This is a genomic window from Pseudomonas lini (genome assembly GCF_001042905.1).
GTDB classification, from domain to species: domain Bacteria; phylum Pseudomonadota; class Gammaproteobacteria; order Pseudomonadales; family Pseudomonadaceae; genus Aquipseudomonas; species Aquipseudomonas lini.
In genome coordinates, this window is record NZ_JYLB01000006.1 from 412,444 (window position 1) to 432,302 (window position 19,859).

The 19,859-nt window shown below is 59.2% G+C and carries 18 protein-coding genes and 1 pseudogene; 7 read left to right on the forward strand and 12 right to left on the reverse strand.

What is annotated here, in order from left to right:
- Positions 1-133: 133 nt before the first annotated feature.
- The 3 genes from choV to TU81_RS20110 all read right to left on the reverse strand — a co-directional run bounded on the left by choV (position 134) and on the right by TU81_RS20110 (position 3,182).
- Positions 134-1,312 carry a choline ABC transporter ATP-binding protein gene (gene choV / locus TU81_RS20100; protein WP_048396371.1) on the reverse strand — a complete coding sequence of 393 codons (1,179 nt, stop codon included), beginning with the start codon at positions 1,310-1,312 and terminating at the stop codon, positions 134-136.
- The gene (choW, locus tag TU81_RS20105) at positions 1,309-2,154 is read right to left on the reverse strand and encodes a choline ABC transporter permease subunit (RefSeq protein ID WP_038983589.1); all 846 of its coding nucleotides are present in this window, start codon (positions 2,152-2,154) and stop codon (positions 1,309-1,311) included. Before choW ends, choV begins: the two co-directional genes overlap by 4 nt.
- A 77-nt stretch (positions 2,155-2,231) precedes the next feature.
- The gene (locus tag TU81_RS20110; RefSeq protein ID WP_038981098.1) at positions 2,232-3,182 is read right to left on the reverse strand and encodes a choline ABC transporter substrate-binding protein; all 951 of its coding nucleotides are present in this window, start codon (positions 3,180-3,182) and stop codon (positions 2,232-2,234) included.
- A 436-nt stretch (positions 3,183-3,618) separates the two neighbouring features.
- Between TU81_RS20110 and TU81_RS20115 the strand changes: the two genes are divergently transcribed.
- The gene (locus tag TU81_RS20115; RefSeq protein ID WP_038981099.1) at positions 3,619-4,995 is read left to right on the forward strand and encodes an L-serine ammonia-lyase; all 1,377 of its coding nucleotides are present in this window, start codon (positions 3,619-3,621) and stop codon (positions 4,993-4,995) included.
- 540 nt (positions 4,996-5,535) lie between these two features.
- On the forward strand, positions 5,536-6,639 hold the full coding sequence (gbdR, locus tag TU81_RS20120; protein WP_008072536.1) for a choline metabolism transcriptional regulator GbdR: 1,104 nt from the start codon (positions 5,536-5,538) through the stop codon (positions 6,637-6,639).
- A gap of 114 nt (positions 6,640-6,753) precedes the next feature.
- Here gbdR and TU81_RS20125 read toward each other — a convergent pair whose 3' ends face one another.
- The 6 genes from TU81_RS20125 to choX all read right to left on the reverse strand — a co-directional run bounded on the left by TU81_RS20125 (position 6,754) and on the right by choX (position 12,253).
- Positions 6,754-7,017: a hypothetical protein gene (locus tag TU81_RS20125; RefSeq protein WP_007937979.1), complete on the reverse strand. Its 264-nt coding sequence runs from the start codon at positions 7,015-7,017 to the stop codon at positions 6,754-6,756.
- 396 nt (positions 7,018-7,413) lie between these two features.
- Positions 7,414-8,577, reverse strand: coding sequence for a gamma-butyrobetaine dioxygenase (locus TU81_RS20130; protein ID WP_038981103.1), 1,164 nt, complete (start codon positions 8,575-8,577; stop codon positions 7,414-7,416).
- A gap of 13 nt (positions 8,578-8,590) precedes the next feature.
- Complete coding sequence (locus TU81_RS20135) at positions 8,591-9,067, reverse strand: thioesterase family protein (protein WP_038981104.1); 477 nt, start codon at positions 9,065-9,067, stop codon at positions 8,591-8,593.
- 144 nt (positions 9,068-9,211) lie between these two features.
- Positions 9,212-10,177 carry an L-carnitine dehydrogenase gene (locus TU81_RS20140; protein ID WP_048396372.1) on the reverse strand — a complete coding sequence of 322 codons (966 nt, stop codon included), beginning with the start codon at positions 10,175-10,177 and terminating at the stop codon, positions 9,212-9,214.
- Between the two features lie 142 nt (positions 10,178-10,319).
- Positions 10,320-11,207: a BKACE family enzyme gene (locus TU81_RS20145; RefSeq protein ID WP_007907535.1), complete on the reverse strand. Its 888-nt coding sequence runs from the start codon at positions 11,205-11,207 to the stop codon at positions 10,320-10,322.
- A gap of 101 nt (positions 11,208-11,308) precedes the next feature.
- Positions 11,309-12,253, reverse strand: coding sequence for a choline ABC transporter substrate-binding protein (choX, locus tag TU81_RS20150; protein ID WP_038981106.1), 945 nt, complete (start codon positions 12,251-12,253; stop codon positions 11,309-11,311).
- 208 nt (positions 12,254-12,461) lie between these two features.
- Between choX and TU81_RS20155 the strand changes: the two genes are divergently transcribed.
- Entirely contained in the window at positions 12,462-13,406 is a 945-nt protein-coding gene (locus TU81_RS20155; protein ID WP_048396373.1) for a GlxA family transcriptional regulator, read from the forward strand.
- Positions 13,407-13,544: 138 nt separating this feature from the next.
- Here TU81_RS20155 and TU81_RS20160 read toward each other — a convergent pair whose 3' ends face one another.
- Positions 13,545-13,961, reverse strand: a complete 417-nt coding sequence (locus tag TU81_RS20160) for a DUF3010 family protein (protein WP_048396374.1) — start codon at positions 13,959-13,961, stop codon at positions 13,545-13,547.
- A 227-nt stretch (positions 13,962-14,188) separates the two neighbouring features.
- Here TU81_RS20160 and TU81_RS20165 point away from each other — a divergent pair, with 227 nt between their 5' ends.
- Positions 14,189-15,160 carry a tyrosinase family protein gene (locus tag TU81_RS20165; protein ID WP_048396375.1) on the forward strand — a complete coding sequence of 324 codons (972 nt, stop codon included), beginning with the start codon at positions 14,189-14,191 and terminating at the stop codon, positions 15,158-15,160.
- 70 nt (positions 15,161-15,230) lie between these two features.
- Here the strand turns inward: TU81_RS20165 and TU81_RS20170 are convergent.
- Positions 15,231-15,464: pseudogene (locus TU81_RS20170) on the reverse strand (helix-turn-helix domain-containing protein); the annotation flags it as partial.
- A 7-nt stretch (positions 15,465-15,471) separates the two neighbouring features.
- The gene (locus TU81_RS20175; RefSeq protein WP_038981114.1) at positions 15,472-15,873 is read right to left on the reverse strand and encodes a lysozyme inhibitor LprI family protein; all 402 of its coding nucleotides are present in this window, start codon (positions 15,871-15,873) and stop codon (positions 15,472-15,474) included.
- A gap of 248 nt (positions 15,874-16,121) precedes the next feature.
- Here TU81_RS20175 and TU81_RS20180 point away from each other — a divergent pair, with 248 nt between their 5' ends.
- The 3 genes from TU81_RS20180 (at position 16,122) to dgcA (ending at position 19,784) form a co-directional block, all read left to right on the forward strand.
- Positions 16,122-17,099, forward strand: coding sequence for a dipeptidase (locus TU81_RS20180; protein ID WP_007907542.1), 978 nt, complete (start codon positions 16,122-16,124; stop codon positions 17,097-17,099).
- Between the two features lie 78 nt (positions 17,100-17,177).
- Complete coding sequence (locus TU81_RS20185) at positions 17,178-17,708, forward strand: DUF5943 domain-containing protein (protein WP_038981116.1); 531 nt, start codon at positions 17,178-17,180, stop codon at positions 17,706-17,708.
- A gap of 15 nt (positions 17,709-17,723) precedes the next feature.
- Positions 17,724-19,784: a dimethylglycine demethylation protein DgcA gene (dgcA, locus tag TU81_RS20190; RefSeq protein WP_008008115.1), complete on the forward strand. Its 2,061-nt coding sequence runs from the start codon at positions 17,724-17,726 to the stop codon at positions 19,782-19,784.
- Positions 19,785-19,859: the final 75 nt, after the last annotated feature.

A 19,859-nucleotide genomic window follows, 5' to 3' on the forward strand; every position in this document is an offset into this window, starting at 1 on the left:
TGCGTCGTTCACAAATCCTATGTGGGAGCGGGCTCGCCCGCGATGGGGCCATCAGCCGCACAGCTGCATGCCCCGATATCCCGCAAACAAAAACGCCGCGATCATCTCGCGGCGTTTTTGTGTCTGCAGCTTCTTACCCCAGGTTCTTGCCAAGCAGCGCGTGGTACAGCTCGCTGTCGCCGAGAATCCCGACAACTTTGTTGTTGTCGTGCAGCACCAGCTTATTACCCGTCTGGTAACGAATCTGCAGCGCATCACGCATGCCGATGTTGGAGTCCACCAGCGTTGGCCGACGCCCCAAGCCTTCAACCGCTTGCCCCGGTATCCAGTTCTGCAGGTCCAGGATCGAACCGTTCTGGCGTGCGCCTTTGATGGTGTTGCCTTCGGCCAGGTCCAGCCACGAATCGCCGCCCGGATCCAGGCATACCGAACCGTTGATGCGTTTGCACTTGTCCAGGGTGCGCATCAGGCTGCGACCGCACAATACGTTCAGTGGGTTGGTGTGAGCGACGAAGGTGCGCACGTAATCGTCCGCAGGGTTCAGGACGATTTCTTCCGGTTTGCTGTACTGGATGATCCGGCCGTCTTTCATGATGGCGATACGGCTGCCGAGCTTCAGGGCTTCATCGAGGTCGTGACTCACGAAAACGATGGTCTTGCTCAGTTTGCGTTGCAACTCCAGCAGTTCGTCTTGCAGACCTTGGCGGATCAGTGGGTCGAGGGCCGAGAAAGGTTCGTCCATCAGCAGGATGTCGGCGTCCATCGCCAGGGCACGGGCCAGGCCGACACGTTGCTGCATGCCACCGGACAGCTCGTTGGGTTTCTTGTTGCGCCATTGGGTCAGGCCCACCAGCTCAAGTTTTTCATCGACCAGTTTTTTCCGCTCTTTCTCTGGACGACCCTGCATTTCCAGACCGAAGCTGATGTTCTCGCGCACCGTCAGCCAAGGCATCAGGGCGAACTTCTGGAACACCATCGCAATGCGCTTGGTGCGCATCATTTTCAGTTCCGCCGGGGTGCAGGAAGCGATGTCGATCTGCTTGCCTTCGTGCTCGACGAACAGCTTGCCGCGGCTGACGGTGTTAAGGCCGTTGATGCAGCGCAGCAGACTGGACTTGCCGGAGCCGGAAAGGCCCATCAGTACGCAGATTTCACCTTTTTCGACGTCCAGGCTGGCCTTTTCGACCCCAACGATCTGCCCGGTCTTTTTCAGGATCTCGTTACGGGTCATGCCTTGATCCAGCAGCTTGAGAGCCTCGCGTGGATCCTTGGAGAAGATTACGTCGACCTCTTCGAAGCGAATAATGCTCATGCGTCACCCCCTACTTTAGCGTCGGGTTGTTTGCAGATACGGTCGAGCATGATCGCCAGCAGCACGATCGCCAGGCCTGCTTCGAAGCCCAGGGCGATATCAGCAGTGTTCAGTGCGTTGACCACGGGTTTGCCCAGGCCATCGGCGCCCACCAGTGCCGCGATCACCACCATCGACAACGACAGCATGATGCACTGGGTGATACCGGCCGCGATGCTTGGCATGGCGTGGGGCAGTTCGATTCGCGAGAGCAGCTGACGTCGCGAGCAGCCAAAGGCCTTGCCAGCGTCCATCAGTTCTTCCGGGACATCGCGAATACCCAGGTAGGTCAGGCGGATAGGCGCGGCAATCGCGAACACTACCGTCGAGATCAGACCCGGGACCACACCCAGACCGAAGAGGGTCAGGGTAGGAATGAGGTACACAAAGGTCGGCACGGTCTGCATCAGATCGAGCACCGGCCGCATCACTGTGTAGAACATCGGTTTGTGCGCGGCGACGATGCCCAACGGCACGCCGATCAGCACGCACACCAGGGTGGCGAACAACACCTGGGCGAGGGTTTCCATGGTTTCCTGCCAATACCCCAAGTTGAGGATCAGCAGAAAGGAGGCGATGACGAAAACGGTCAAGCCCCATTTGCGTTGGATGAAGTGTGCCAGTAGCGCGATGAGGCCGATCAATGCCAGCGGGTTGAACCAGGTCAGCGCAAAAGTCACGCCGTGGATCATCGTTTCCAGTGACACGGCGATTGCGTCGAAAGTGCTGGCGCCATTTTGCGTCAACCATTCAACGAAGCCCGCGATGTACTGGCCTAAAGGTATTTTCTGATCAATCAGCATGGTAGTGAACGTCCGCATGCAAGGAAATAAACAGCCCGGACGGCCGAAGCCGCCCGGCATAAGCGATGCTTCCTAAATCAAGGCTGCGCGAGCTTGGCTTTCACGGCCTCCAGGCCAGGTTTACCGTCAATGGTGGTCACGCCAGCGAGCCAGGTATCGAGCACCTGTGGATTCTTTTTCAGCCAGGCCTTGGCGGCCGCGTCAGGCTTCATTTTGTCGTCCAGGACGTTGCCCATCAGCGTGCTTTCCATGTCGAGGGTAAAGACCAGGTTTTTCAGCAACTGACCGACGTTGCTGCATTCCTGTGCGTAACCCTTGCGGGTGTTGGTGTAGATGGTCGCCTGGCCGAAGTTCGGGCCGAAGTATTCGTCGCCGCCGGTCAGGTACTTCATCTTGAATCGAGTATTCATCGGGTGCGGTTCCCAGCCCAGGAACACCACGGCGGTGTTGCGGCGCTGGGCGCGATCGACTTGCGAGAGCATGCCTGCCTCGCTGGACTCGACCACCTTGAAGCCGGCTTCTTTCAGGCCGAAGGCGTTCTTGTCGATCATGCTCTGGATCAGGCGGTTGCCGTCGTTACCCGGTTCGATGCCGTAGATCTTGCCGTCGAGTTCTTTCTTGAACTTGGCGATGTCGGCGAAATCTTTCAGACCTTTGTTATACAACTCTTCGGGGACGGCGAGTGTGTATTTTGCGTTTTCCAGATTAGCGCGCAGCGTGTCCACGGTGCCGGCATCACGGTAGGCCTTGATGTCGTTTTCCATGGTCGGCATCCAGTTACCGAGGAACACGTCCATGTTCTTGCCGTCGGCCAGCGACTTGTAGGTCACCGGCACGGAAATCATCGTGGTCTTGGTCTTGTAGCCCAGGGCATCGAGAACGACGCTGGTGGTGGCGGTAGTGACGGTAATGTCCGTCCAGCCGACATCGGAGAAGTTTACGGTGCTGCATTGGGCCGGTTCTGCGGCTTGAGCCAGAAACGGCAGACTCAGCATGGCGGCCAACAACAACGACGGGGAACCTTTCATAGGGGCGACTCCTTGGTGTTTTTTTTGGCAGTGTTCCGACTGGACCACCGCACTTATCTGTTGCGGTTGGATGGCGTTTTGGAGACAGCTCTACCACGGCGCCTTGCAATCGAGTCGATACGATCATGTACCAGTGAAAATCTGACGCCTACAGGGTGCGTCGTAACCAGTACAGGGATGGTCGCATCCAGTGTCGGTAACGTCGTTTACAGCTTTTTTCAGCCCGTTTTGTCCCTCTGATCCGCAAAAAAACGGCGAAAACACAGCGTAAGCGGCCTGCGGCGCTAGCGGGCATGAGTGCGTCGGTGTGAGACGTCGAACGACATGACAAAAGCCTGATGATGCGGCCATCTCGGCGGATTGCAGCTTGAGCGTAGCAGCTCCGTCACTGGGCGCTTTTGCGCCTGGAGCAGGCACATCCAGGAGTTCAGCAGTAATGGCTATCAGCGTTTTCGACCTGTTCAAAATCGGCATCGGCCCTTCCAGTTCGCACACCGTGGGGCCTATGCGCGCCGCGGCGTTGTTCGTGCAAGGTTTGCGTGAACAGGGACTTTTGGAGCAGGTGCGGCGCGTCGAAGTTCAGCTTTATGGGTCGCTTTCGGCTACCGGCATCGGTCACGGCAGCGACAACGCGGTGATCATGGGGCTGATGGGCGAGTGGCCGGACGCGATCGATCCGTCGCAAATCGGCATCCGCATCGAGACCCTGCGTGAAACCAGCACGCTATTGCTCGACGGTCGCTTGTCGGTCCCGTTTATCTGGGCCCGGGACATGCGCCTGATCGACGAGAACCTGCCGTTCCATCCCAACGCCATGACTCTGGTTGCCGAAGGCGATCACGGCGAGCTGCATCGCGACACCTACTATTCCATCGGCGGCGGTTTTGTCGTCGATGAGGCACAGGCTTCCAGCGGCGTGGTGGATCTGGATCGCACTGTGTTGCCTTACGATTTCTCCAGTGCCGTCGAGCTGCTCAGTCTGTGCAAGCAGCACAACCTGCGCGTTGCAGAGCTGATGATGGCCAACGAGAAGGTCTGGCGCAGCGAAGAGGAAATTCGCGCCGGCCTGATGAAACTCTGGCGCGCGATGCAAGATTGCGTGGAACAAGGCCTCAAGCACGAAGGCATCCTGCCTGGCGGCCTGAATGTGCGTCGTCGCGCAGCCAAACTGCACCGTAGTCTGCAGGAGTTGAACAAACCCAACGTGATCGGCTCGACCCTGAGCGCTATGGAGTGGGTGAATCTGTTCGCCCTGGCGGTCAACGAAGAAAACGCGGCCGGTGGGCGCATGGTCACGGCGCCGACCAATGGCGCGGCGGGGATTATTCCGGCGGTGTTGCACTACTTCATGAAGTTCAGCGAGGTGGTGACCGACGCCAACGTGGTCGATTACTTCCTCAGTGCCGCGGCGGTAGGGATTCTGTGCAAGAAGAACGCCTCGATCTCCGGTGCCGAAGTCGGTTGCCAGGGCGAAGTCGGTTCGGCCTGCGCCATGGCGGCGGCCGGGTTGGCGGAGATTCTCGGTGCCACACCGGAGCAGCTGTGCAACGCGGCGGAAATCGGTCTTGAGCATAACCTCGGCCTCACCTGCGATCCCGTGGGTGGGTTGGTGCAGGTGCCGTGCATCGAGCGCAATGCGATTGCCGCGGTAAAAGCGATCAACGCGGCGCAGATGGCGCTGCGGGGCGACGGTCAGCACTTTATCTCGCTGGACCGGGTGATCCGCACCATGCGTGATACCGGTGCTGACATGCACGACAAATATAAAGAGACATCGCGCGGTGGTTTGGCGGTTAGTGCGGTTGAGTGTTGAGATCGGATTGACCCCATCGCGGGCAAGCCCGCTCCCACAAGGATTTGTGGTGTGCCTCAGTTCTCGGTCACACAATGAATCCTGTGGGAGCGGGCTTGCCCGCGATAGGGCCAGACCAGTCAAAACTGCGCGTTAAGTGAACACCCGCACCAAAACGCGCCACCTTTTAGCGCGTCGCAAACAGGTAAGCCCGCATCCCCCATCAGGGGATCCAATTCAAGCCTGACCGTCCGTCACCCGTGCTTGCGGTGACACTCTCCCGTAGAGCGTCGCAGCCCTGTTCCCACAAGTGCTACCGATTTGCTCACAGGCAACGGGGTAGCGGGTTTGCGGCCCCTAATGGCACTTATGACCTCTTATCTCTGCGCGCCATATCTAGACGCATCGCGACGTCGTTTTCAGGAGTTATTGAACATGCATTCAAGTTTAGGCATGGCAATTGCTCTGTCATTACAAAGCCCGTCTCCCACGCGAGAACGATGGCAATAAAAAGAGCCTCCGCCTGAGGCCATCACCCGCTTTGTGTGAGGAGATACCGCGATGACGACGTTCAACTCCGGGGCTCAACCCCAGAACCGTGCGCCTCAATCCATCGGCTTTTTGCTGCTGGACAATTTCACGCTTATTTCTCTGGCCTCCGCAGTAGAACCCCTGCGCATGGCCAACCAATTGTCCGGCCGCGAGCTGTATCGCTGGACCACACTCACCGTCGATGGCGGTCAAGTCTGGGCCAGTGACGGACTGCAAATCACCCCCGACGCCTCCATGCACAAAGCGCCCCCCCTGGACACTGTCATTGTCTGCGGCGGCATCGGTATTCAGCGTACTGTTACCCGTGAACACGTGTCGTGGCTGCAAAGCCAGGCGCGTCAGCACCGTCGTCTTGGCGCGGTCTGCACGGGCAGCTGGGCCCTGGCGTGCGCCGGTCTGCTGGATGGTTTCGATTGCAGCGTGCACTGGGAATGCCTGGCCTCGATGCAGGAAGCTTTCCCGCGGGTGGCCATGAGCACCCGGCTGTTCACCCTCGACCGTAACCGTTTCACCAGCTCCGGCGGCACCGCGCCGCTGGACATGATGCTGCACCTGATCAGCCGCGATCACGGTCGTGAACTGTCGGCCGCGATCTCGGAAATGTTCGTCTACGAGCGCATCCGCAACGAGCAGGATCACCAGCGCGTGCCGCTCAAGCACATGCTCGGCACCAACCAGCCGAAGTTGCAGGAAATCGTGGCGCTGATGGAAGCCAACCTCGAAGAGCCGATCGACCTCGACGAACTGGCGGTGTACGTCGCCGTGTCGCGTCGTCAGCTGGAGCGGCTGTTCCAGAAATACCTGCACTGCTCGCCGTCGCGTTACTACTTGAAACTGCGTCTGATCCGCGCTCGGCAGTTGCTCAAGCAAACGCCGATGTCGATCATCGAAGTGGCGTCGGTATGTGGTTTCGTGTCTACGCCGCACTTCTCCAAGTGCTACCGCGAATACTTCGGTATTCCTCCGCGTGACGAGCGCGTGGGTTCCAACACCACACAACAAGTGGCGATGATGCCGCTGCCGCAGGCACTGGTGCTGTCACCGTTGTCCGGGCCGCTGTCGGCGTTGAGCCAGGCGCGCAATGAATCGACGTTTGCTAGCGTCAGGCTCTAAACCGAGGCGCCTTCATCGCGGGCAAGCCCGCTCCCACAGGTTCTGTGTCGATGCATCAATTGTGTAAACGACGCATAACCACTGTGGGAGCGGGCTTGCCCGCGATTGGATTCATCAGGCGCTACGGCTTTGTTGATACTCCGCCAACGCGGGCAGCAATTGCTTGTCGATCGCCTGGCGCACGGCCGGCAGGATGGTCGCGCTGCTGGTGTACATCTGCTTGACCATGGTCCGCAGCGTCATCGCTCGCTCATCGTTCAAGCCCCGCACCGCACACTCGCAAGCCTGCTCGGCTGTAGAGCCACTCGGTACTTGAAAACCCAACGATTTCAGCTGGCCCAACAGGTCTTCCTGGTCTATCAAATCGGCGTGCATCATGACGCAATCCTTCTTCAGGGAACGGTGTCGTGGTTCGATTCTGGTGGGGGGATGGAGTGGCGGCAAGGGCGATTTGTCGCAATGTCAGCATTGGCTATGAACATGTCGTTTTCGGCTAACTTGCCAGAGAGAAGAGGGGGCACACTGGACTCAGCTGGATTCACGAAGGTTTGGTCACCCTCGCGCAACAGCTCCTCAACAGTACCCACCTCTGCCCCGATCCTGTCACGGCTTGATCGGGGTTTTTTTTGGCTGTGAATTAGAGATCAATGGGGTGTCTGGGCCGACGCCATCGCGGGCAAGCCGCGCTCCCACAGGGTCGGGGTTACTGCAGATTTGGCGAACGACGCCAAATCTGTGGGAGCGTGGCTTGCCCGCGATGAACGATGACGCGGTTTATCTTTGCAATACCAAAATGCGCGACAACAACTCATCCCGGTCGACATAACACCCCTGGAAATGCCGGGCACCGGTGGCGGGGTCGAAAGCGTTGCGGGCGTGGAGGGTGCGGCGGTTGTCGAAGCACCACAGCTCGCCCGGATTGAGCCTTTGCATCAGCCTGAACCGTGCCTCGCGGGTCATCGCAATGAAGCGTCGGTAAGCGCGATACAACTTGGGCATCTGTTCGACTGAAGCATCGAACGGCCCGCGCAGAAAGTTCGCCATGCGGATTTCCGACACCTGCCCGAAAGCATCCAGGGCGATGATCGGCGCCAGACAGCGGTAATCGCTATGGCGGTCCTTGTTGCGAAACTCCACGGGTATTTCACACAAGGCCTGAAACGCCTCGGGATCTTCATGGCGCAAGGCTTCAGCGATGGCAAAACCGTCGACGAAAATGCTTTCGCCACCATCGGCGTCATTGACCAGGCAATGCAGAAATTGCAGCCCCGGTTGCAACTCCCGGGTCGGCAGGTCGCTGTGCAGCGGCAGGTTGAAGGCGGTGTAGGCATTGCTGTCGGCGTCAGCCTTGGATTGCACGTTGAACAGCACGCCGAAATTGCTCTCGCGAATGAACGAAATCCGCTGGGCGATCAGCTTCAGCGAGCCCGGCTCCGTCGGTACACCGCGAACCTGGGTCAGGCCGATATCGCGCACCGCCAGCAACCATTGCAGCAAGGCATGGTTGTCGTCCATCAACGCCTGATAGTCGAACACCGGTAGCTCCAGATGGCTGTCCCACAGCTTGCTTTTCGGTTTGGCGTCCCGGCGTTCGGCGCGGGATTCGTCGTCATAGGCGTGGGCTCGCAGCCAGCCCGGATCGAAGCGGCTGAGATGGCCGTCCTGCCAATCGACACACAGGCAACCTTCGGCATCGATTTGAGCTCTGTCGGGGATCAGGTTTTCTGCGACGTCGACGATTTCCAGCACTTGCTCGCGGGTCACCGTGTAGACGCACTGCGGGCACGGGCAGTTGTCCCGTAGCCATTGATGATGAAAAGGGCTGACCCGCCCATCCGCCCATTGCACTTGAATTCGGTCCGCCAGGGTGTGCACGGCGGTCAACGCGCTGATCAACGGGTAGGTGCGGAAATCGGCAAAAGCGGCGGCGGTGTTCATGACGAGTTCCTCGTTATTTTTCGGGCGGTAAAGCGATCACTCGGCCGATGAAGGCGGGTGCGGGCAGGTCGGCTTGATCGGCGACAATGGCTTGCAGTTTGCTCAAGGTTTCTTCGCTGAACGGTGCGGATCGCGGCCCCGCGAGGTCGACGTGCAGCAGCATTTGTTCATTGCCTGCCAGCTCCTTGTCACCACCCACCAGATGCAGGCTGTGGTAGAGGTGCAGGCGTTTACGGTCATGGCCGATGATCTGGGTGTGCACCTCGACGTCGGCACCGAGCTTCACTTCGTGCAGGTAGTTGAGGTGCAGTTCGAGGGTGAACAGCGAGTTGCCGCTGGCTTCGCGGTTGTTGCTGTCCATGCCCAGCCGATCCATCAGCGCGTCGGTGGCGTAGCTGAAAATCAGCAGGTAGAAGGCATCGCGCAGGTGGCCGTTGTAGTCGACCCAGTCGGGGATGATTTTGGTTTGGTAGGTGGTGAGGGTGGGCATGATTCTCTCCAGGCATGATCGGGGATGATCGTTCCCACGCTCCGCGTGGGAATGCAGCCCGGGACGCTCCGCGTCCCAAGAGCGGACGCAGAGCGTCCATTGAGGCATTCCCACGCAGAGCGTGGGAACGATCAGTGAGCCGGCTTATTCGCTAAACGCCATGCCATGTTTGGCCTTGGAGGTCTTCACCGCTTCCAGTACCGCCAGCAAGCAATCATCACGATAGCGCTCCAGCGCCGAGATGCTGTGCTTGCCCAATTGCTCGCTGGTGCCATCCACCACGTCATCGATCAATTTGTCGGTCAGCTCCGGTGCCGGCAGATACGTCCAGGGCAACTGCAACGCCGGCCCGAACTGCGCCATGAAGTGCCGCATGCCCGCATCGCCGCCCGCCAGGGTATACGTCAGAAAAGTACCCATAAACGACCAGCGCAGGCCCGCGCCAAAACGAATCGCATCGTCGATTTCACCGGTGGTCGCCACACCGTCGTTGACCAGATGCAACGCCTCACGCCACAACGCTTCGAGCAAACGGTCGGCGATAAATCCAGGTACTTCCTTGCGCACATGCAGTGGGCGCATGCCTAAGGATTCATAGACTTTCATCGCCGCTTGCACCGCTTCTGGCGCAGTATTTTTGCCCCCGACCACTTCCACCAATGGCAGCAGGTAAACCGGGTTGAACGGGTGCCCGACCACGCAGCGTTCCGGGTGGGTCGAACTCTCGTAGAACTCGCTCGGCAACAGCCCCGACGTACTGGAACCGATCAAGGCATTGGGCTTGGCCGCCGCGCTGATTTTGCTGTGCAGTTCCAGTTTCAGGTCCAGTCGTTCGGGAGCACTTTCCTGGATGAAATCCGCATCGCGAACGCATTCTTCGATGGTGGCGACAAAGCGCAGACGATCCTGCGACGCGCCGGGTGCCAGGCCTTGTTTCTCCAGTGCGCCCCAGGCATTGGCGACGCGTTTGCGCAACGCCACTTCGGCACCGGGCGCCGGGTCCCAGGCCACCACATCAAGGCCGTGGGCGAGGGCGCGGGAAACCCAGCCGCTGCCGATAACACCGCTGCCCAGCGCGGCGAAGGTTTTGATATCAGTGATAAAGCTCATGAATGCTGTCCTGAAAATTGGTCGAGAAACCTGTGGGAGCTGGCTTGCCTGCGATGGCGGCGTTCCTGTCACAAGAGATGTGGCGGATGTACCGGCCTCTTCGCGGGCAAGCCCGCTCCCACAGGGTTAGGTGCAGGTTCGTTTAACCGCGCTTGGTCAGGCCCATTTTTGCCCGGCCTTCAGCTGGGGTCAGAACACGGGCGCCGAGGCGGCTGAGGATTTCCGAGGCGCGTTCGACCAGTTGGCCGTTAGTCGCCAGAACACCCTTGTCCAGCCACAGATTGTCTTCCAGGCCGACCCGCACGTTGCCGCCGAGCAGCACCGCTTGCGCCGCCATTGGCATCTGCATGCGACCGATGCCAAACCCGGCCCAGACCGCGTCGGCCGGCAGGTTGTCGACCATGGCTTTCATGGTGGTGGTGTCGGCCGGCGCGCCCCACGGGATGCCCAGGCACAGCTGGAACAACGGGTTATCGAGCAGGCCTTCCTTGATCATCTGCTTGGCGAACCACAGGTGACCGGTATCGAAGATTTCCAGCTCAGGCTTAACGCCCAGCTCTTGAATGCGTTTGGCGCCAGCGCGTAGCTGGGCCGGGGTGGACACGTAAATGGTGTCGCCGTCGCCGAAGTTCAGGGTGCCGCAATCCAGCGTGCAGATTTCCGGTAGCAGTTCTTCGACGTGGGCCAGACGGGTCAGCGGGCCGACCAGGTCGGTGTTCGGGCCGAACTCCATCGGGTTCTCGCCCGCGCCGATTTCCAGGTCGCCGCCCATGCCGGCAGTGAGGTTGACGATGATGTCGACGTCGGCCTCGCGGATACGCTCCATCACTTCGCGGTAAAGCGCCACGTCACGGCTGAACTTGCCGGTTTGCGGGTCGCGAACGTGGCAGTGGACCACGGTGGCGCCAGCCTTGGCGGCTTCCACGGCGGCCGCGGCGATTTGTTTTGGGGTGACCGGCACGTGTGGGCTTCTGGCGGTCGTGTCGCCAGCACCGGTGAGTGCGCAGGTGATGATGACGTCGTGGTTCATGAGGCGGTTCCTTTCAGGCGTGTGCTTTTTAGGTAAATGGCTAGGCGTGGTGGTCCCGTTCGCAGCCCGGTCGGGCTGCGAATCGGTGGTTCATTTCAGGTTTATTTACTGGTCAGGTTCAGGTTTTCAGCAGCCGGTTTGCCGTCGAAGGTGGTCACGCCTTCGAGCCAGCGTTGCTTGTCTTGCGGGTGATCCTTGAGCCATTGCTTCGCCGATTCGAAGGCGTCTTTGTGATCCAGCAATGGCTGCATCATCCGGCTCTCGTCTTCGGCGGTGTAGGTCAGGTTGCTCAGCAAACGACCAATGTTCGGGCATTGCTCGGCGTATTTCGGCGCGGTGACCGTCCAGACGGTGGCCATGCCTTCGTTCGGGCCGAGGGCGTCTTCACTGCCGGTGAGGTAAGTCATCTGCACGTTGACGTTCATCGGGTGCGGCGCCCAGCCGAAGAACACCACAGCTTCCTTGCGCCGCACGGCGCGATCCACCGCCGCAAGCATGCCGGCTTCGCTGGACTCGACCAGCTGGAACTTGCCCAAGCCAAACTGGTTCTTGGCGATCATCGCCTTGATCTGGGTGTTGGCGCCCGAGCCAGGCTCGATGCCGTAAATTTTGCCGCCCAGTTCTTTTTCGAATTTGGCGATGTCGGCAAAGGTTTTCAGGCCTTTGTCGGCGAGGTAAGTCGGCACGGCGAGGGTGGCGCGAGCATCCTTGAGACTCGGTGCTTCAAGCACTTTGACCTGCTTGGCATCGACAAACGGTGTGATGGTCTGCGTCATCAGCGGGTTCCAGTAACCGAGGAACAAGTCCAGGCGCTGGTCGCGAATCCCGGCGAAGATGATTTGCTGGGAGGCGCTGGTCTGTTTGGTGTTGTAGCCGAGGCCGTCGAGCAATACTTGGGTCATGGCGCTGGTGGCGATCACATCGGTCCAGTTCACTACGCCCATGCGCACGTTCTGGCACGACGCGGGTTCGGCCGCCATGACGCTGGCGCTCAAAAAAGCGGTACCGCTGAGTGCAAGAACACAGCTGCTGATCAGTCGTTTCATGTCGGGTTCCTCGGCAGGTCGTTATTGTGGGTCCGGGCGTCTTCGTGCGCCGGTGATGCCAAGTTACGCAGCTGAGCCCCTGTAAAAACGCACTGCGGCGACCAGCTCTTGCACTGCAGCGACCTGCGCGCTTGAATGCCGGTTGCAAGTGGCGTATCAACGTCCACACGCTACCCGCCCTCTCGCTACCTGCCATCGAGTGCGCTCCATGTCCCAGGATTTCTACTTCTTGTTGATGCCGGGTTTCTCGGCGATCGGTTTCATCTCGGCAATCGAGCCGCTGCGGGTCGCCAATCGCTTTCGCGGCGAGCTGTACCGCTGGCATGTGTTGAGCGCTGATGGCGGGGCGGTGCTGGCCAGTAACGGCATGTCGGTCAACGCCGATGCGGCGCTGGAACCCCTGAAGAAAGGCGCGACGTTGCTGGTGGTCGCCGGTTTCGAACCGCTGAAATTCGCCACTCCGGCACTGGAACACTGGTTGCGTCGTTTGGATAACGAAGGTGTGATCCTCGGCGCCATCGACACCGGCAGTTTTATCCTCGCGGAAGCCGGCCTGCTCGACGGCCATCGCCTGACCCTGCACTGGGAAGCCATCGATGCCTTCAAGGAGTCTTATCCACAGCTCAGCGTCACTCAGGAGCTGTTCGAGATTGACCGTCGGCGCATCACCTCCGCCGGCGGCACGGCTTCCATTGACCTGATGCTCGACCTCATCGGCCAGGCCCACGGCCCGGAACTGGCGATCCAGGTCAGCGAACAATTCGTACTCGGGCGCATCCGCCCGCGCAAAGACCACCAGCGCATGGAAGTCGCCACGCGGTATGGCATCAGCAACAAGAAACTGGTGCAGGTGATCGGGGAGATGGAACAGCACAGCGAACCGCCGCTGAGTACGCTGGCGCTGGCGGAATCGATCAAAGTGACCCGGCGTCAGCTCGAACGCCTGTTTCGCCTGCATCTGAACGACACGCCGAGCAATTTCTATCTGCGGTTGAGGCTGGAGAAGGCGCGGCAGTTGCTGCGTCAGACGAACATGAGTGTGTTGGAAGTGAGCATCGCGTGCGGGTTTGAATCGCCGTCGTATTTCACCCGCAGTTATCGGGCACGGTTTGAGCGGTGTCCACGGGAAGACCGACGTACGGCTAAAGCGTAATTCTGACGACACCCGAGAAACCTGTGGGAGCGGGCTTGCCCGCGATGAGGCCGGCACATTCAATGTTGATGTTGACTGACACGCCGCCATCGCGGGCAAGCCCGCTCCCACAATGACCTGTGTTGATGAGAGAAAATGTTACTTCTTCATTAGCACCGAACACGCCGCTTTGTAAGCCTCATGCTGATACTTGTTCAGCGTCTCCGGCAGTGCAAAATCGAACTTCTTGTTCTGCGCATTGATGGTCTGCGGCGACAGCAGCGTTACCTCGCAATTTTCCAGTAGCTGGAAAATCCCCTCGATCTTGAACGTAGTCGGCCCACCGGCGAACTCGCCTTTCTTGCTGCGTTTCTTGATCGCGATCCGGTCGATGGAGTTCTCGCGAACAAACGACGCCACCTGAGCGGCGAAGACTTTGACGTTGGCGGCTTCGTCGTCCTCGTCGAGGGCGATTTTCTTAGTGTTCAGTTCGACATGGCTCAGGGCCAGGCCGTCGAGCGAGGCCACGGCGATGATCGCTTCGCTGCCTTTGATTTCGATGCCGCAGATTTTCATGGATTGATGACCCTATGAGCGAACCGGTTGGCCCCGGATGTTGACGTACTTGAGATGTGAAGTCATCCCGCAACGTGGCGGCTGCCGAGCTGCGACCGTTAGTCGGCAGATGAGGTTAACCTATTATTTCTGACAGTAGACGCCGAACCATGTCATGACTAAGTTTACCGGACACCATGCCTGCTTCAGGGCGATCACTCCGTTTAATTCCTCAAGGATCGAGTCAGATGAAACTTCGAAAAAATATTCGTTCGCTGACCGATGTTGAAAAGCGGCAGTTTGTCGAAGCCTGCCTCCAGCTCAAGGAATCAGGAAAATACGATCAGTATGTGCATCAGCATCATCAGGTGATGGTGCCCACAGTTCTACCTCACGAGCCGAACGATCCCAACTACCGAAACGGAGCGCATCGAGGGCCTTCATTCCTACCCTGGCATCGAGCGTTCCTGCTTCAATTTGAAGATGATCTTCAGGCCATTGACCCCTCGATCACCATCCCTTACTGGAACTGGACAGAGGACGCTGCCGATCCGCAGAACTCGCCGGTATGGGCGGACAACTTCATGGGCGGAAATGGCGTGGAGAACGACTACTGGCGGGTGGCGAGCGGTCCTTTTGCCTTCAAGGACGGGAAGTGGCCCGTTCCGTCATACCCTGATGACGGTCTGCCGGAGCCGGGGTTAAAGCGGCAGTTCGGTCTGGTGGTGAACTCTCTGCCAACCCCTGACGATCTGCAGATAGTGATGGGCGAGAGTTTGTATGACACGCCGCCGTATGACTCCGGTCATGGTGTACGCGGTTTCAGAAACCGTCTGGAGGGTTGGATCACGCAGCGAGGCGATCCACAAGTCAAAACCTCGAGTTCCCAGTTGCACAATCGGGTTCATCTTTGGGTGGGCGGCAACATGCTACCGATGACTTCTCCAGATGACCCGGTGTTCTTTCTTCATCATTGTTTCGTCGACAAAGTCTGGGCTGACTGGCAGGCCCGGATGGCACAAGACAACGAGCAATGGGCACCGCACTACGCACCACTGACAAACGGCCCCGAGGGCCACAATTACAATGATGCACTCAAGCCCTGGACGCGAAAGATCAGCGAGGTAATGGACATTGCAGCGTTGGGTTATGAATACGAGCAAGCACCAAGCTTGATGGTGGTGCCCCAGCGATTCAATAAATCGCCATTCCTGGAGTGACAGGGGCTAAGTCAGAAATCGGTGGGAGGACCAAAGATCGCAGCCTGCAGGCTGCGATCTTGGTCGTTTCTTACAGCTCAAGCTGATTGGCAGTGATGCCAAATGCCGCGGCAATTTTCTCACGTGTCACCTTGCGGGGCTTGGCGACAGTCTCCTGCTGGGCAAAGGCCGGTTGGGAAATGCCCATACGCTTGGCCACTTCATCCTGCGTAAGGTTCAGGTGTTCGCGCCAGGCGCGAATAGGAAGTGCTCCATCGACGATGCGGCTCACTACTTCGTGGGGGATCAAATAATTCTCCATTCTTATGTCTTTATTCCTGCCCAATCGACTCCAAAAACTCCGACCGCTCGTCACTCATCCGCGCCACGCAATCGTTCTGCGCAATGGTGAACGCTTTGCTACCACTGGTCGCTGGAAATGCATCCACTGCGCAATCGGCATCCCGGGTTTTCAGCCATTGCTGTTGCGCGGTTTTGATTTTGGCGGTGATGTCGGTCAGTTGCGCCTTGTTGTTGCCGTAAAGCGTTTGCATGCGCTCGGTCAGGCTTTGGTAGTTGTCGCTCAGCAGCTGTTCGGCGGTGGTTCTGCTGTAGGCCGAGCATTCCAGGGTCTGGATTTCGTTTTCGACGGCGTCGCAGGGGTTGTCGTCGGCTTCTTCAGCTGCTTGTACGCCAGTCGCTATCAGTGCCAAAGCCAGAAAGATAGATTTCATTACGCCGCCGCCCCTTGATCCAGTCATGCATTCAGTAAAACATCCAGTGATGCGGCGAATTCTGGCCCAAGCGGGCGGCGTTGGATAGGTAGGCAATGACGCCTGTTGACGACCCTTTGTCGCGGATTGACGCTTTCGGCAAACCCTCTGTCGTTTTTGCACCCGGCTGCCCCGGCCCTCAGGCATATGCTGGCCCCAAAGCGCCGGCACACGATTCGGCGCATGAATCGCTAATAGGGGACAGCCTGATGAGCCCAGCCGAATTGCACGCCGACAGCATCGTTATCGACGGGCTGATTATTGCCAAGTGGAACCGCGAGCTGTTTGAAGACATGCGCAAGGGCGGTCTGACCGCGGCCAACTGCACCGTGTCGGTGTGGGAGGGCTTCCAGGCCACTGTCAACAACATCGCCGCCAGCCAGAAGCTGATCCGCGAGAACAGCGATCTGGTGATTCCGGTGCGCACCACCGCCGATATCCGCAAGGCCAAGGAGCAGGGCAAGACTGGCATCCTCTTTGGCTTCCAGAATGCTCACGCGTTTGAAGACCAGATCGGCTACGTCGAGGTCTTCAAGCAGCTCGGCGTCGGTATCGTGCAGATGTGCTACAACACCCAAAACCTGGTCGGTACCGGTTGCTACGAGCGCGATGGCGGCCTGTCGGGTTTCGGTCGTGAAATCGTCGCCGAGATGAACCGTGTCGGCGTCATGTGCGACCTGTCCCACGTCGGCTCGAAAACCTCCGAAGAAGTCATCCTCGAATCCAAGAAGCCGGTCTGCTACTCCCACTGCCTGCCGTCGGGTCTGAAAGTGCACCCGCGCAACAAATCCGACGAAGAGCTGAAGTTCATCGCCGATCACGGCGGTTTCGTTGGTGTGACCATGTTCGCGCCGTTCCTGGCCAAGGGCATTGATTCGACCATCGACGACTACGCCGAAGCCATCGAATACACCATGAACATCGTCGGCGAAGACGCCATCGGCATCGGCACCGACTTCACCCAGGGCCATGGCCAGGACTTCTTCGAATACCTGACCCATGACAAGGGCTACGCCCGCCGTCTGACCAGCTTCGGCAAGATCATCAACCCGCTGGGCATCCGCACCGTGGGCGAGTTCCCGAACCTGACCGAGACCCTGCTCAAACGCGGCCATTCCGAGCGGGTGGTGCGCAAGATCATGGGCGAGAACTGGGTGAACGTCCTCAAAGACGTTTGGGGCGAATAAGCCACCGCATCTCTGAATCCTTTCCCCCGGCCGTCCGTGCCGGGGGCAACACAACGAATTTTCTGGAGTTAAGTTTCCATGGCCAAGATCGCCCCGCAATTGCCAATCGAAGTCGACAGCGAAACCGGTATCTGGACTTCTGACGCCCTGCCGATGCTGTATGTGCCGCGCCATTTCTTCGTCAACAACCACATGGGCATCGAGGAAGTGCTGGGCGCCGAAGCCTACGCCGAAATCCTCTACAAGGCCGGCTACAAGTCCGCCTGGCACTGGTGTGAAAAAGAAGCTGAATGCCACGGCCTGGAAGGCGTCGCAGTGTTCGAGCACTACATGAAGCGTCTGTCGCAACGCGGCTGGGGCTTGTTCAAGATTCAGGACATCGACCTCGACAAAGGCACCGCCAGCGTCAAGCTCGAACACTCCGCATTTGTCTACGTGTACGGCAAGGTCGGGCGCAAGGTCGACTACATGTTCACTGGCTGGTTCGCCGGCGCCATGGACCAGATCCTGGCCGCTCGCGGCAGCAAGATCCGCACGGTCGCCGAACAAGTCTACGGTGGCTCCGAAGAAGGCCACGACGACGGTTTGTTCACCGTCAAGCCGTTGTAAGTCGAGGACCCCGCCATGGCTTTCGAAGCAATGTTCCAGCCGATCCAGATCGGCAAACTGACCATCCGCAACCGCGTGCTCAGCACCGCGCACGCCGAGGTCTACGCCACCGACGGCGGCATGACCACCGACCGGTACGTCAAGTATTACGAAGAGAAAGCCAAGGGCGGGATCGGCCTGGCGATTTGCGGCGGTTCCTCCAGCGTGGCCATCGACAGCCCTCAAGGCTGGTGGAAGTCGGTCAACCTGGCCGACGACCGGATCATTCCGCACTTCCAGAACCTGGCCGACGCCATGCACAAGCATGGCGCCAAGATCATGATCCAGATTACCCACATGGGCCGTCGTTCCCGCTGGGACGGCGAGCATTGGCCAACCCTGCTGTCGCCGTCGGGCATCCGTGAACCGGTGCACCGCGCGACCTGCAAAACCATCGAGCCGGAAGAAATCTGGCGGGTGATCGGCAACTACGCCAGCGCAGCCGCGCGGGCCAAGGCCGGTGGCCTGGATGGCGTCGAGTTGTCCGCTGTGCACCAACACATGATCGACCAGTTCTGGAGCCCGCGGGTCAACAAGCGTACCGATGAATGGGGCGGCAGCTTCGAAAACCGCATGCGTTTCGGCCTGGAAGTGATCAAGGCAGTGCGTAAGGAAGTCGGTCCGGACTTCTGCGTCGGCATCCGTCTGTGCGGTGATGAATTCCACCCGGATGGTTTGTCCCACGAGGACATGAAACAGATCGCCAAGTACTACGACGACACCGGCATGATCGACTTCATTGGCGTTGTGGGCTCGGGTTGCGACACCCACAACACCTTGGCCAACGTTATTCCGAACATGAGTTATCCACCGGAGCCATTCCTGCATTTGGCCGCCGGTATCAAGGAAGTGGTGAAGGCCCCGGTCCTGCACGCGCAGAACATCAAGGACCCGAACCAGGCAACCCGTATTCTGGAAGGCGGTTACGTCGACATGGTCGGCATGACCCGCGCCCACATCGCCGACCCGCATTTGATCGCCAAGATCAAAATGGGCCAGGTCGACCAGATCAAACAGTGTGTCGGCGCCAACTACTGCATCGACCGTCAGTACCAGGGCCTGGACGTGTTGTGCATCCAGAACGCCGCGACTTCCCGTGAATACATGGGCGTGCCGCACATCATCGAGAAATCGACCGGGGTGAAGCGCAAAGTCGTGGTGGTCGGTGCCGGTCCTGCCGGGATGGAAGCGGCTCGTGTGTCGGCTGAACGTGGCCACGACGTGACCCTGTTCGAGAAGAAAGAATTCATCGGCGGGCAGATCACTACCGCGTCGAAAGCGCCGCAACGGGACCAGATCGCCGGTATCACTCGCTGGTTTCAACTGGAACTGGCGCGTTTGAAAGTCGACCTGCGCCTGGGCGTGGCAGCCGATGCGGCAACCATTCTCGACCTGCGTCCGGACGTGGTGGTGCTCGCCGTCGGCGGTCATCCGTTCCTGGAACAGAACGAACACTGGGGCGCGGCTGAAGGCTTGGTGGTCAGCAGCTGGGACATCCTTGACGGCAAGGTTGCGCCGGGCAAGAACGTGCTGGTCTACGACACCATTTGCGAGTTCACCGGGATGTCGACGGCCGACTTCCTCGCCGACAAGGGCAGCCAGGTCGAGATCGTCACCGACGACATCAAACCGGGCGTGGCCATCGGCGGTACGTCGTTCCCGACTTACTACCGCAGCATGTACCCGAAAGAAGTGATCATGACCGGGGACATGATGCTGGAGAAGGTCTACCGCGAAGGCGACAAGCTGGTGGCGGTACTGGAAAACGAATACACCGGCGCCAAAGAGGAGCGGGTGGTGGACCAGGTCGTCGTCGAAAACGGCGTGCGTCCGGACGAGGAAATCTACTACGCGCTGAAGGAAGGCTCGCGCAACAAAGGCCAGATGGACATCGAAGCTTTGTTCGCGATCAAGCCTCAGCCTTCGCTGAGCCAGGCGGGCGACGGCTACTTGCTGTTCCGCATCGGCGACTGCGTGGCCCAGCGCAACACCCACGCGGCGATCTATGACGCGTTGCGGTTGTGCAAGGATTTCTAAGAGCTTGTGGATAACCTGTAGGAGCGAGGCTTGCCCGCGAAGGCGGACTGACATTCAACATTGATGTCGGCTGAT